Below are 14,102 nucleotides of genomic sequence, written 5' to 3' on the forward strand. Positions count from 1 at the left end.
GCTGTGATCCCGAGATATAATGGATTAGTATATGCATATAACGATTTATTTATAAGAGTGTGCTATGCATGATTTAGTTGTCTTGATCGCAAGCTGTGCAGTACTAGGCAGTATTGTCGGGTTTTTAGCAGGTTTACTTGGCATAGGCGGTGGCTTGATCATTGTGCCCGTGCTGAGTAGTTTGCTGGTAAAGTTTGATGTAGCAGATGCTGATCATGTACTTGTTATTGCAATAGCCACTTCTTTGGCTTCAATCTTATTTACGTCGACATCTTCAGCACTCGCTCATCATAAAAATAATAATGTACCTTGGGAGATTGCGCCTTGGGTTATGGGTGGGGTCGGGTTAGGTGCTTTGTTAAGTGGTTTTGCTGCGAGCTTTATTCCAGAACAATTATTACGGGCAGTATTTGCAACCAGTGTCGTATTTATTGCCGCTCGTATGGTGCTATCGACACGTAAACAAGCAACCAGCGGCAAAGCGATGCCTAAAGGTCCCGTTATTGGTACTTTTAGCGCAATAATGGGCGGTTTGTCGGGCTTAATTGGTATTGGTGGTGGTGCGCTAATTGTTCCTTTGTTGAATTATTTTTCTGTTGATATTAAAAAAGCAATCGGCTGTGCTGCTGCCTGTGGTATTGTTATCGCTTTGTTTGGTTCGGTTGGCTATATATCGGCTGGCTGGAAGGTGACTGACTTAGCGCATGGCTTTGCTGGATTTGTTTATTTACCTGCATTGTTAGGGATTGTCATAACGTCTTGGTTTATGGCGCCGATTGGTGCAAAAGCGACACATTATTTACCCGTTGCAACGATAAAAAAAGCGTTTGCAGTATTATTGGTTATCATCGCACTTCAAATGGTGTTTAGTTAAGGTTTAATTTTTATGGCTCTAGAATTTCCACAAATAGATCCCGTTATATTTTCGGTTGGTCCACTAAGCGTACGTTGGTACGGGTTGATGTATTTAATAGGGTTTGCTTTTGCTATGTGGTGGGCAAATCGCCAAGCAGCTAAACCCAACTCAGGTTGGTCAAAAGACGAAGTCAGTGACTTACTTTTTTATGGCATGCTCGGGGTCATATTAGGTGGGCGAGTAGGTTATGTGCTGTTTTATCAATTTAGCTACTTTTTAGAAAATCCATTTTATTTATTTAGAATAGATCAGGGTGGTATGTCGTTCCATGGTGGTACATTAGGTGTTATCACCGCAATTTGTATTTTCGCATGGACTCGTAAAAAACAACTTCTCGCTGTAGGTGATTTTGTAGCGCCGCTTGTACCAGTAGGCTTATTAGCTGGGCGTATTGGTAACTTTATAAACGGTGAGCTGTGGGGTCGCACCACTGATGTACCTTGGGCGGTTGTATTTCCTTCAGGTGGGCCGCTTGCTCGTCACCCCTCGCAACTTTATGAAGCGTTTTTTGAAGGCTTAGTGCTGTTTATTATTTTATATGTATTCACTAAAAAGCCACGTCCAGCGGGTAGTGTAGGCGGTTTGTTTTTATTAGGTTACGGTGTATTCCGTTTTGCCATTGAATACTTTAGAGAGCCAGATGCCCATTTAGGCTTGTTTGGCGGCTTTATCTCAATGGGGCAAATTTTATCGTTACCGATGGTTATTGGTGGCTTAGGTTTGATAATATGGGCATACAAAAAACCGCAACTGTCAGCTGCTAGTAAAGCTTAAAAAGAGCGAATAATGAAACAATATTTAGAGTTATGTCAGCGCATTGTTGATGAAGGTGTTTGGGTTGAAAACAAACGTACAGGCACGCGTTGCCTAACCGTGATAAATGCAGATCTTGAGTACGATGTTGCTAACAATAAGTTCCCAATGATCACAACCCGTAAAAGCTATTATAAAGCGGCTATTGCTGAGTTGCTAGGTTACCTTCGCGGTTACAGCAGTGCAGCACAGTTTCGTGAAATTGGTTGTATGACGTGGGATGCAAATGCAAATGAAAATCAAGCATGGCTGAATAACCCCAATCGACAAGGTGAAGACGACATGGGGCGGGTATACGGCGTTCAAGGGAGGCATTGGCAACGCCCCGATGGTACACCGTTAGATCAGCTTAAAAAAGTGATTGATAACCTAACAAATGGGGTCGATGACAGAGGTGAAATCATCACTTTTTACAATCCAGGTGAGTTTGACCTAGGTTGCTTACGCCCATGTATGCACACACATACATTTTCACTGTTAGGCGATACGTTATCTTTAACATCGTATCAACGCAGTTGTGATGTTCCGATTGGTTTGAATTTTAATCAAATTCAGTGTTTTGTATTGCTTGCCTTAGTGGCGCAAATTACCGGCCACAAACCGGGTAAGGCATACCATAAAATTGTAAATGCGCATATCTATGAAAATCAACTAGAATTAATGCGTGATGTACAATTAAAGCGTGAACCATTTGAGTCACCTCAGTTGCGTATCAATCCAGAAATTAAAACATTAGAAGACATTGAAACATGGGTCACACGGGATGATTTTGAAGTTATAGGCTACCAATGCCATGACGCGATTAAATACCCTTTTTCAGTGTAGGGCCATTAATACCCATTTAAGGAGAATTAAATGAAAGCAGTTATACCAGTTGCAGGTTTAGGCACGCGTATGTTGCCTGCAACTAAGGCAATACCGAAAGAAATGCTACCGATTGTAGATCGACCATTAATTCAGTATGTGGTAGGTGAAGCCATTGCTGCGGGTATTAAAGAAATTGTTTTAGTGACTCACTCTAGTAAAAACTCAATTGAAAACCATTTCGACACTAGTTTTGAATTAGAAGCGACCCTTGAAAAACGTGTAAAGCGGCAATTATTAGCCGAGGTGCAATCGATTTGCCCGAAAGACGTTACTATTATTCAAGTACGTCAAGGTGAAGCAAAGGGTCTAGGCCATGCGATTAACTGCGCAGCACCGATTATTGGTGATGAGCCATTTGTGGTTATTTTACCCGATGTAATTATTGACGATCATGAGAGTGACCTTAAAAAAGACAACTTAGCTGAAATGATCACGCATTTTGAGCAAACGGGTGAAAGCCAAATTATGGTTGAGCAAGTCCCAATGCAAGATGTTGATAAGTTTGGTGTTGTCGATTTAGGTGGTGAAAAAATCACGCAAGGTCAAAGTGCTTCTATTACTAATATGGTTGAAAAGCCACCAGTTGAAACTGCACCTTCTAACCTTGCGGTTGTTGGGCGCTATGTTTTAAGTAAAAATATTTGGCCATTACTAGCAAAAACGCCTGCTGGTGCGGGTGATGAAATTCAATTAACTGACGCCATTGCCATGCTAATGGAAAAAGAAGCTGTTGCAGCTTACGCCATTAAAGGGCGCAGCCATGATTGTGGTAGTAAATTAGGTTACTTAAAAGCAATCATTGAATTTGCTCTACGAAGAGATGAGTTTAAAGATGATTTAGGGTCTTTTATCAAAGGCCTAGTTAAATAAACCTCACTGATAGAGACATACATTTAAAAGTGCCAACATGGCACTTTTTTATTTTAACCCTCATAAAATCATGACCTCAGTTACAATAATATATTGGCATCTACTTTGCTTAATTACCTTATTACTTTTTAAATAAAGCGCTAAAAATGCATATTACACTTCGAATTTGGCTTACTTTGATGTCAGCTGTGCTGATGGCTGGTTGCGCCATGAATGAAAGCCGCAAGGTTGATGATTCTTCATCACTCATCTCTGATCAGCAAGTTAAAGAATATGTTGCGCAGTGGCAGCAACAGCAAGACAGTATTAATCGACTTGCAAACATGGAAAATGATCTTAAACTACTGATTATGGCGTTGTCGTCAAACTCTCAATTAGCACAAGGTCCGTCAGAACTTCGTTCAGAGCGGGAGGATGTGCTTTATGGTAATCAGGCCACTAAAACGGATAAAAATATGGCTGTTGCTGAATCTGACGCTATGTTGGGAACTCAGTCAGATTCTCTGGCAGGAGCGCAGCTAGGGCTATATTTAAAACCAGAGCTGGTTAAGTTACAAATTGTTAGATTACACAAAGAATACCCTCATGCGTTTAAACAGCTAGACTTTTTAATGACTGAGCGTGAGAACAAAGGCGTTACCTTGTATGGCTTACGCGTAGGCCCTTTTCAAGATTATACTGAAGCTAATACTTTTTGCTTAATTGCAAAAAGCATGGGACAAAAGTGTTTAAGTGCGCCATTTGTGGGCCAACCTATTTGAATAAAGTGCGCTTTATCTTTTCTTTCAGTAATTAAGCGTAAAGTATTTGTCCTTGGTGTCGATAATAATTATGATAGGGACAACATAGGGTAATGTCCCGTCTTTTATAAGGATTTAGTATGAAATTATCTTCTACCTTACTTGCAGTTGCCGTAGCCGCAAGTTCTTTTGGTGTTTATGCTACAAGCGAGAGCTTTAGTGCGACGGTTAAAGTACAAAATACAGTTGTTTTGACTAAAGGTAATGATTTAGATTTTGGTATTATTCGTGCGGTTGCAGATCCGGCAGGTACTAATCAAGCAACTTTAGTTATTGACCCAGATCCAGATGCAAGCCCTGTATCGTCAAGAACTGATAATTCTCCAGCGATTATTTCTATAATTGGGCAGGGTTCACCAGCTTCTTTCACTGTATCAGATGTAGTACCTAATGCTCGCTTAACCATCACAGATCCAACAGCAACAGTACTCGATTCTGATGGTCAGGGTTTAAATGAACCAAACTTCACTGTTGGCAGTTGGACATACTTTATTACCAGTGGTCCAAATGCTAATACACCTTATACAGAAGGAAACCCTAACTTAACAGCTGATGCTGATGGTAGTGTTGAGTTTAATATAGGTGCCACTCTGTCTACCGCAGGGATTGTTTCTAGTGAAGCTTACCGCGATACGGATTACACGGGTAACTTTCAGATTGAAGTTGCTTATTAATTTAGGCCGCTAAGTTTATTATGCGCTTTTGCCCTATATTGACGTTGTTTTTAGCGTTATGTCCGCTATTAGTAAAATCGGCCAGTATAGAGCAGCAAGCGCTTGATTTTGGCACTTTAGTTGTTTTAAAAAGTGAACAGTTCGGCTCTGTAATAATCAAAGATGACGGCACCATAAATACCACAGGTGATATTTATGTTTTAAGAGATGGCCGTCCAGCAGAGCTTATATTAACGGGTATTCCAACAGGCACCCGTGTAACAATGAATTTAGTTGCGCCTGTTACCCTTCAACACGATACGCAAGGAAGCAGTAGCGCCGATTTTAAAGTGAGTTTAAATGGCTTTCCAAAGTACGGTTTTGGCGATGAATTCGGCGAAGTTGGTGTACTGATTGGTGGCAAGCTTGAAATAAACACAAGCACTAAACAATATTCAGATGGTAACTACTCATCTCCTACAAATCTTGAAATTTCCGTGGACTACTAAGGATTATAATGTTCAACAAGTTAACGTTTATGTTGGTTTTCAGTTTTTTATTTTTAAGTCAAAACGTAATTGCCGACCTGCTAATTTCTCCAACCCGTATTAGTTTTGATGAACGCCAGCGTACCGCTAAAGTAAGCGTAATTAATACAGGCAAAGAATACAAAACATACCGGGTAGTTTGGAGTGAAAAACAATCTACGCCAACCGGCGGCTATATTACCTTACCTGAAGCGACTGCCACTAGTTTGAGCCCAATGACTAGGCTATCGCCAAAGCAAATGAGGTTAGCACCTGGTGAAAAGCAAACAGTTAAAATTGCAATTAGGAAGCCCAAAGATTTGGCACCTGGCGAGTACCGTTCACACTTATTGTTTCAAGCGTTACCCAACGAAAACAGCAAAACTAATAGCTCGATAAAAATAAATATGATCATGAGTTACAGTATTCCTGTGGTGCTGCGTGAAAGTGCAGAAGTACCCAAAGTGACTATTGAACATGCAAAAGTTATTACAAATCCAGATAATCAACGCATGCAATTTAAATTAAAAGTTAACCGCAATACTGGATTTAGTAGTTATGGAAAGTTAAGCGCATATTTTAAAAGCGATGCAAATAGTTCTGCAGAGAAAATAGCTGAGATTGGTAATTTAAGTATTTATTCAGATGTAGATAGTGCAGATGTCACTTTAAGCTTGTTTAGCGATAAAGTAATTACTCAACCAGGAGTTATTGAATTCAAATATACAGGGGCAGATGAATACTCAGATGTCACCTTTGCCGAGCATACGTTTCCTATAACAGCTAACATGTTGCAATTATAAGCGTGAATGAAAACACAAAATAGGGTGAGCAGATTACTACTGTGGTTTTTTTTGTGCCTAAGTATTAGCGTATCAAGTAAAACTGCGCCAACAGCGAATGATGCGCTTGATACACTGCAATTAATTCAAAGTAAACTTGCAACAGCTAACCTTCAAGAAACACCTCAAACACAAGTTTCTGTTGAATCGCAACAGCGAATTGCTACAGGTGAGTTTTTACTATTTTCACTTTATTTAAATGGCCATTATTTGGGTGAAGTTTTTGCGCTCAAAAGTGACAAAAATGTGCAATTAGGTTTATCGGGATTTGCAGATATTCTTCAATTTGCAATAGATATAGATTTACCAACAAGCTCAGCAAAAGGCTGGTACGCCAATCAACAAACTTTTGAATTGTCTGATAACACATTAATTACAGAACATGGTGTTTTGCAATTAACTGACACCGATATCAGTATTGATGATGATATTTATATTGAAATTGACGTTTTAAACTATGCATTTGGTATTAGATTTAATGTTGATTACGCTGACTTAGAAGTACACCTAAACACAGATGAACCACTTCCACTTGAACTTCAGCGTCAGCGCAAGGGGAGAACTCTTAATAAAACCAAACAAAAGTCAGAACCCACATTGCCTTGGAAAGCCAGTCCATATCAAGCCATTTCAGCGCCCGTGGCTGACCTGCAATTAAATTACAGCGCAGATAAAAACCAAAATAGAACCCGATATTCATTATTAGGTGCTCAAGATTTTGCCTATCTATCAGCAGAGTACTTTTTATCTGGCCGCGAGGGTGATTTATTAACAGACTCACGTTTAACTTTTACTAGGCAAGATTCACAAAGCAGTTTGCTCGGTGTTTTAGGTGCGAGTGAAGTTGAGTTTGGCGACGTTATCGCAACTCAAGTAGGGAGTCGTTATAACAGCCAATACGGGCGCGGATTTAAGTTTTCTAATCGTGATCTCAACCAGCAATTTGATAACAATCGTATTAATTTAAGTGGCGCCATTCAGTTAGGGTGGGATGCTGAGCTTTATCGCAACGGAGTATTAATTGCGCAACAACTAAGCTTAGCAGATGGGCGTTATGTTTTTGAAAATGTAGATTTATATTACGGTGAAAATAATTTTGAGCTGATTTTTTATGGCCCTCAAGGACAAGTTGAGCGTAAAACTGAGTACTACTTTGTTGATGGTAATCAATTAGATCAAGGTGAAGGATTTTACGAACTGTCTGTGTCAGAGCAAGGCAAAAAGTTACTCGGTAACAGCAACTTTAATAATGCAGGTTGGCAAGTTGCTGGGCGATTTGAGCAAGGAGTTACTGATAACGTCTCTATTTACACAGCTGCACTGGGGCAAAAAAGAGCAGATGACGACTTACAACACGTTGCTTTTGGTACAAATCTAAGTCTGTTTAATCGGCTCTTATTAAACCTAGATTACGAGCAAAACAACCAAAATGAAAAAGAGCTTGAGTTAACAGCACGCAGTCAAGTTGCAGAACAATCTTTACTCTTTAGTGCAACTAACCGAACTGACGAAGCAAATCAGGAATATGATAGCTACCAAATAAATATGGCTGGCGAATTAATGCAAAGCGATTTTGGCCGATTAAATTATCAGAACAATGTTCTTTATCAGCAATCTGATAGTCAGGGAACTTATAAACAAATACAAAACCGTTTAAATTATGCCTACTCAGGCATTTCACTTAGTAATCAACTGCAATGGCAAGATGCTAAAAATCAAGAGTTTGTTGATGGTACATCGCGTTTGCAAGGTCGCTTTGGCCGTATTTATAGCCGTTTTGGCATTGATTACACCTTATCGCCTGTAAGCGAAATTACCAGTTACGAAGCTGAATTTAACCGCAGTATCAGCAGTCAGTTACAAGCTGAATTAACGCTGCGAGATTCGCGTATCAATGACCTACAATCAGCAGACTTAGGCTTAACGTGGCAAAGCGATAAGTTTAGTGTGACGAGTAATTTTAATTACGACAGTGAAGAAAATTGGCAGTTTGGTGTTTATAGTCGCTTTAGTTTAGGGGTGGATGCGCAAAACAATAACTATTTTGTTTCAAAGCAGAGCTTAACGACTACAGGTACATTAATGTTACGCGTTTTTATTGACGATAATAACAACGGTGTTATGGATGAAAGCGAACAAGGAGCTGCTGGGGTAAAGGTTAAAGGGTTACAAAACTACCGCCAAGCTGTTACTGATGAGCAAGGAATTGCCTTGCTTACCTCAATGCCAGCAAACCGTACAACAGATATTGTGCTTGATAAAGACAGCTTCCCTGATCCATTTTTAGTACCAGCCCACGATGGCTTTTCAATCACTCCACGCGCAGGCTTTATTGAGTATATGGATTATCCACTGAATAATGCCAGTGAAATTGAAGGAGTGGTTTATCAGCAAAAAGGCCAGCACAGCGAAGTTAAACCCTATGCAGATATAGTGTTACTAAACAAACAAGGCAAGCAAGTAGCGCAAACACAAGCGGCCTACGACGGGTATTATTTATTTACAGATTTAAGGCCCGGTGAGTATAAAGCAGTGATAAGTCAAAATTATAAAAATAAAAAAGCGCTAAAAGAAACGCAAAACATTGCTGTAAATTTATCACCGCAAGGTGATGTCGTTATGGGTGTTGATTTTGTTTTAACCGAAAAAGTGAAGCACTCAGGGTATATTTCGCATGCGGGCAGTTTTTCTTCTTTGGCGATGTTGAAAACGTATTTTCAATTAATTAAGCATCACCTAAAACCGCAAGCGCTCAGTGAGGCATTCTATCTAAAAGACAATGAACGCTATATTTTAGCATTTGGCTACTCATCAACTGAAGATAATTATTTGCAAAACACGTGTATAGCATTAAAAAACAAAGGCTTAAAATGTACTGTTCAAGCTCAAAAAATATAACACATTAGTAAAAAAGGATTTATCAATGGCGCCACATGGCACAGTAAAAAACACGCTCATTATATTGCTCATATGTTTGGCTGCTTTTGGTTGCAGTACTACAAATTCTAGTAATAACAGCCAAGCAACAAATGACGAACAGGTCTCTATTTCAGCAGCAGAGTTAGCGCAATTAAAGGTTTCAGCATCACAATGGCAACAAGCAAAACCAGGAATAGAGCGGTTACTGTTAATTGAGCAAGATTTAAAGCTATTAATCTCGCAGCTTAACGCTGTGGTGGAACAAAAAACCACTCAGCCAAATGTACAGGCCACACCTGTTAAAAAGCCAAAACCAGCTGTTGAACTTAAGCCAACACCACAGCCATTATTTGCACTTCAAGTGGCATCGGTTACTGAGCGGATAAGGCTGAATAAAGCACTTGAACAGCTAAAATCAAAAGCTCCTGAGTTATTTGCCGGAGAACTCATCGCAAATGTAGAAACGATTGAGGTAAAAGGCACGACCTATTACCGATTAAAACTCGGTGCATATCAGTATCAAAAAAACGCCCGTTTAGAGTGCGAAAAACTTAAGCAATTTCAAATAAACTGTTTAGTCAGCCATTACACAGCACAGCCTTTTTAAATAGGCATAATTATTGCTTTGTTATTGCTATGCTCATAGAGGATGGCAAATATGCGCCTGTTAATACTTTTATTGTCACTGAGTCTAACCGCTTGTAGTTTGACCAGTGAGCCCGTAAAAAAGACCGACTCCAAAGTCGAAAAAGCGACTATGGCGTCTTTTACTGTGGATCAATACGTTCGCGATTTAAGCACGCAGCTTAGTCATAAAAATGGTTCTTTTAAAAGCTCATCACGTATTGCTATAACAAGCTTTTTTTTAGCTGACGCCCTAGAAACAGGCCTTGCACAAGGTCAAGGTCATGGTCTGAGCCAGCAAATTCAAGAAAGCCTAATCACGCAACTAACGCAGCTTGGCTATAATATTATTGAGTACCGTTTAGAAAATAATTTAAATTTGTCAGCATCGGCAGACAGCATGCTCAGCAGAGATATTGCCAAATTAAACCAACGTCAGAATATTGACTACGTTATTACTGGTACATTAACGCGGCAACAACATGCCTACATCATTAATGCACGCATGGTGAATGCACAAAATAATGTCATCACCGCAGCAGCAAGCACTGAGATCCCCATAAATGTGATGTGGAGCGATGAAAAAATTCAGCAGCGCGGTGGTTTTATATACCGCAGTGAATATTAATTAGGAGCCCTTATGAAACGCTTAATACTGACCCTCTGTTTACCTTTGGGCTTCGGTTGTTCTCAGATGATGAATGACAACAACACCTTAGTAAAAGATAAGACCCCACAACTAGCTATGGAGCGCACCGTTGCAGAGCCGGGCCAAAATAGTGGCCTGTATCAAAATAAAGCAGTGATGAACGATACCAGTCAACTGGGAGTATCAACACGTAAAAACATCAATCATTATGTACGCGGCATCATGCAAGACATGGCTGAAAACCTGCAATACGTGAATACACGAACGCCGTTAGCTGTATCGAGCTTTATTTATTTAGACGATGAATACAATGATGGAACGCTCCTAGGCAACCAAATAGCCGAAAGCTTTATGCACGAACTGCACAGTTTTGGCGTACCCGTTGTTGATTTTAAAACCACAGATTTCATGCGTGTCACACCAAACGGTGACTTTGTATTCAGCCGAGATTATTTAGAGCTCAGCCCAAATCAAAACTTTAACTATGTGCTAGCTGGCACCATGGTGAATCACCAAGGTGGCGTATTAATTAATGCACGCATAGTTGGGTTAACCAGCAAGGCCGTTGTTGGCTCTGCACAAGGGTTTATACCTCAATCTGTGGTCGATGCATTAGACAGCAGCTATCGCACTGACGGTATCATGCTAAAACAAGCGAATGAGTGAGAGTAACTATGACTTATATAACTAAGTGTGCAGCCATATTAAGTATTAGCGTAGCTGCCTCGTTTGTTACAGGGTGTAGCATGATGGAAGCGCAACCGGTTAATAGCGCACCAGAGTCCAGCCCGAATTATGATCTAAGTCAATTGATACACCAAGCGCAAATGCAACAAGAGCAGCGCTATCAAAGCTCAACGCAGTTCGCACCGAGTAGACATAATAAAACGCTGGTTAATTATGTTGAACAAATGGCGTTAGACTTAGTCGACACCATGCAACTAGAGCAAGATATCTCGATTGCGGTGACCTCCTTTGTTGATTTAGATAACAGCCTAACTAAAAGCAGCCAACTCGGTAATCAGCTCTCAGAAAGCTTTATCCATCAGCTACAACAATTTGGTTATGGCATTGTCGATTTTAAAACAACAGACCAAATTTTAGTAAACCCAAGGGGTGATTTTGTTTTTTCTCGCGAGGTAGAAAACTTAGCGAATAAGCGTGTTGCAAGCCATGTGCTATCAGGCACTTTAATCTACCGTAGCAGTGGCGTAGAAGTTAATACACGGATTATTGATGTGCAAAGTAAGCGTGTAGTGGCAAGTAGCCAAAAACTATTACCTTATTACGTGTTAAAAAACGACGATATTAACCTGCGCAGCGCACGCCTCAATTAATCGGTTTACGTTATTTAACAGCTTGATTAAAAACAGCTTAATCCGTTATACTTTCCTAGCACCTAGCGCATGGCCTCTTAGTTAAATGGATATAACGGCCCCCTCCTAAGGGGCAGTTGCAGGTTCGATTCCTGCAGGGGCTACCAATAAAATCAATGATTTACATCTGACTTTCTTTATCTTGAGGTTTCTGTGTAGCACATGTGTAGCAATGTAGTTAAACCTTTACGATTCTGTGACCATAAAATTATTGAAGCCTTAAAGTAAAGCCCCCTCGTGAGTGATAATCTTTTTATTGAAGTAGTAATATTCTGGTATGATAATTCTATATTTTGCTATACATCATTTATTTTGAAGCACTATCCTGTTGGAATGAATAGCTAATCATTTAATTAAAAAGATAAGGGAGTAAGATGATACAAGAGCTTTATGGAAAATTTAAGAAAGACACCAAAATTGTTGCTTATGCTCGTTTTAATCAAAGTAAAAGGTTAGCAAGGAAGTCTTGGTGGTCTTTATTCTCTATATCAGCGATTTCTTTTTCTTTGATAATGATATCAATTGGGGAAAAGTTTTTTGATGTTAAAGAAATAACCCCTTTAATATTTACTTCAATAAGTATTCAAGCTTGGGTTTTTTCCTTATTCTGCTCGATAGTAATACTTGCATTATCTGTGGCGATATCATCATCAAAAATTGACGTCCGATATGAAAAAATAACAGCCTCAGCAATAAAAATTAATAAAATATCTAGAGAGGTTGAACTTGAGTATGAATTAGGAGGTTCGAATGTAGAGAAGTATGAATCACTTTTGCATGAGTATAACTTAAGTTTGATCACAGATATGACTAATCATGATGAGATAGATTTTCATATTGCAAAGTTGTCTATAAATAATAAGAAGGTTATTACTTTTTACTTTAACTACTATTTTAAGCAATACCTTGAGCTGTTCCCGTATATTTTAATAAGTATAATCTCTTTAAGTACTATCATGTCAGTAATTATAAAAATAATTCAGGTATCGCATCTATCATGCTAAGACAGGATTTCACCTCAAAGTCCTTACTTAGAGTCACAACAAAAAATGAAATAATTAAGTTTGAACTTGGTAGAGACAAAGACGAATATAAAGCAAATCTTGAGCTATGCTCAATTGCTATAAACGACCCAAATTTTACCTTAAATAATATCCATAAGAAAAAAATTAATTCTAAAGATGTTTTTCATGCAGGTGGGGCTGAAGAGCACTACTGTATAAAAAAAATATCTGCTGATTTGAAAAGGTTGTATCGTATCGTTACTATTAATAGGGATGACATTTCTGAGCAAGTTTTACGAATCTTAGAAACAGCATCAAGTTACGGTGTGATTAAAGCTGATGTAAAGTCATTTTACGAAAGAATCTCATATAAAAAAATACTAGATAAAATCAAATCAGATAGGCTTTTATCATCAAAATCAATTAGTTTTTTAGAGCAATTAAGTACTCTTAACGAAGATGGGCTCCCAAGAGGTTTGGCTGTTAGCCCTGTCATGTCAGAAATATATATGAGGAAAGTAGATTCAAAAATTAGAGAAATCTCAGGGGTTTATTACTATGTTAGATATGTCGATGATATCTTTATTTTTACAACTGTTGATTGTGAAAATGTATTTAATGAATTGAGCTCTATCTTACAGAGCTTTGATTTAACTTTGAATAATAAAACTATTAAATTTAATGTTCCAGAGATTTCAAAACTGAATAGCTTTTCTCGTTCCTTTGATTACTTGGGTTATAAATATCAAATTTCCGCTCGTAGTTACGAGAAAAAAAGATCAATTTCAGTTTCACTGTCTGATGACAAAATTAGAAAAATAAAAACAAGAATTATCCATTCTCTTCTGGACAGGGGTAAATTTACAAATAAGGCTTTGGCTCAACATCACAGAAAGTTACTTTATAATAGGATAGATGTTCTCTCTGGCAATTACCCTATCTCAGGAAGTAAGAATAGAAGTGGAGTTTTGAAAGGAGGAGTGTATTACAGTAATCGCTTAGTCAATAAAGTCGGAGTTTTTGAGGAGTTTAATGAGTTTTTAAGAAAGTCCCTGTTTACTAAAAGCAGAAACTTTTTTGGTAGGCGAATAGCAAACATACCACTCGATGAAAAAAAAGCATTACTTAATTTATGCTTTAAAAGGGGTTTTACGGAAAGAAAATTTCTAAAATTAACAAATAAAGAAATGGTTGCCGTTAAGCATTGTTGGAAACACCAAAATCATAAAAAAAAGAAATAGT

At 38.6% G+C, this 14,102-nt stretch carries 15 protein-coding genes and 1 tRNA gene; all 16 read left to right on the top strand.

Annotated features, from left to right (window positions below):
• Positions 1-64 precede the first annotated feature (64 nt).
• Positions 65-874: a sulfite exporter TauE/SafE family protein gene (locus ACHUE3_RS07830; RefSeq protein WP_394191841.1), complete on the top strand. Its 810-nt coding sequence runs from the start codon at positions 65-67 to the stop codon at positions 872-874.
• Between the two features lie 12 nt (positions 875-886).
• Positions 887-1,690, top strand: coding sequence for a prolipoprotein diacylglyceryl transferase (lgt, locus tag ACHUE3_RS07835; RefSeq protein ID WP_394191843.1), 804 nt, complete (start codon positions 887-889; stop codon positions 1,688-1,690).
• Between the two features lie 12 nt (positions 1,691-1,702).
• The gene (locus tag ACHUE3_RS07840; protein ID WP_394191845.1) at positions 1,703-2,554 is read left to right on the top strand and encodes a thymidylate synthase; all 852 of its coding nucleotides are present in this window, start codon (positions 1,703-1,705) and stop codon (positions 2,552-2,554) included.
• Between the two features lie 30 nt (positions 2,555-2,584).
• Positions 2,585-3,466, top strand: coding sequence for a UTP--glucose-1-phosphate uridylyltransferase GalU (galU, locus tag ACHUE3_RS07845; protein ID WP_394191847.1), 882 nt, complete (start codon positions 2,585-2,587; stop codon positions 3,464-3,466).
• 146 nt (positions 3,467-3,612) lie between these two features.
• Positions 3,613-4,227 carry an SPOR domain-containing protein gene (locus tag ACHUE3_RS07850; RefSeq protein WP_394191849.1) on the top strand — a complete coding sequence of 205 codons (615 nt, stop codon included), beginning with the start codon at positions 3,613-3,615 and terminating at the stop codon, positions 4,225-4,227.
• A gap of 119 nt (positions 4,228-4,346) precedes the next feature.
• Positions 4,347-4,940 (top strand): DUF4402 domain-containing protein, encoded by a 594-nt coding sequence (locus ACHUE3_RS07855; RefSeq protein WP_394191851.1) that lies wholly within the window; start codon positions 4,347-4,349, stop codon positions 4,938-4,940.
• 20 nt (positions 4,941-4,960) lie between these two features.
• A complete protein-coding gene (locus tag ACHUE3_RS07860) occupies positions 4,961-5,428 on the top strand; it encodes a DUF4402 domain-containing protein (RefSeq protein WP_394191853.1) in 468 nt (155 codons plus the stop codon).
• An 8-nt stretch (positions 5,429-5,436) separates the two neighbouring features.
• Positions 5,437-6,249: a fimbrial biogenesis chaperone gene (locus tag ACHUE3_RS07865; protein WP_394191855.1), complete on the top strand. Its 813-nt coding sequence runs from the start codon at positions 5,437-5,439 to the stop codon at positions 6,247-6,249.
• A 51-nt stretch (positions 6,250-6,300) separates the two neighbouring features.
• Positions 6,301-9,186, top strand: coding sequence for a hypothetical protein (locus ACHUE3_RS07870; protein ID WP_394191857.1), 2,886 nt, complete (start codon positions 6,301-6,303; stop codon positions 9,184-9,186).
• A gap of 25 nt (positions 9,187-9,211) precedes the next feature.
• A complete protein-coding gene (locus ACHUE3_RS07875; protein ID WP_394191859.1) occupies positions 9,212-9,814 on the top strand; it encodes an SPOR domain-containing protein in 603 nt (200 codons plus the stop codon).
• A 51-nt stretch (positions 9,815-9,865) separates the two neighbouring features.
• Positions 9,866-10,459: a FlgO family outer membrane protein gene (locus ACHUE3_RS07880; protein WP_394191861.1), complete on the top strand. Its 594-nt coding sequence runs from the start codon at positions 9,866-9,868 to the stop codon at positions 10,457-10,459.
• Between the two features lie 12 nt (positions 10,460-10,471).
• Complete coding sequence (locus ACHUE3_RS07885; RefSeq protein WP_394191863.1) at positions 10,472-11,146, top strand: FlgO family outer membrane protein; 675 nt, start codon at positions 10,472-10,474, stop codon at positions 11,144-11,146.
• Positions 11,147-11,154: 8 nt separating this feature from the next.
• Entirely contained in the window at positions 11,155-11,817 is a 663-nt protein-coding gene (locus ACHUE3_RS07890; protein WP_394191865.1) for a FlgO family outer membrane protein, read from the top strand.
• A gap of 71 nt (positions 11,818-11,888) precedes the next feature.
• Positions 11,889-11,963 (top strand) — tRNA-Arg (locus ACHUE3_RS07895).
• Positions 11,964-12,230: 267 nt separating this feature from the next.
• Positions 12,231-12,860: an SLATT domain-containing protein gene (locus tag ACHUE3_RS07900; RefSeq protein ID WP_394191867.1), complete on the top strand. Its 630-nt coding sequence runs from the start codon at positions 12,231-12,233 to the stop codon at positions 12,858-12,860.
• Entirely contained in the window at positions 12,854-14,101 is a 1,248-nt protein-coding gene (drt3a, locus tag ACHUE3_RS07905) for an antiviral reverse transcriptase Drt3a (protein WP_394191869.1), read from the top strand. The genes ACHUE3_RS07900 and drt3a overlap by 7 nt, the downstream gene beginning before the upstream one ends.
• Position 14,102 lies beyond the last annotated feature (1 nt).

Source organism: Pseudoalteromonas atlantica (assembly GCF_043641955.1).
GTDB classification, from domain to species: domain Bacteria; phylum Pseudomonadota; class Gammaproteobacteria; order Enterobacterales; family Alteromonadaceae; genus Pseudoalteromonas; species Pseudoalteromonas atlantica_A.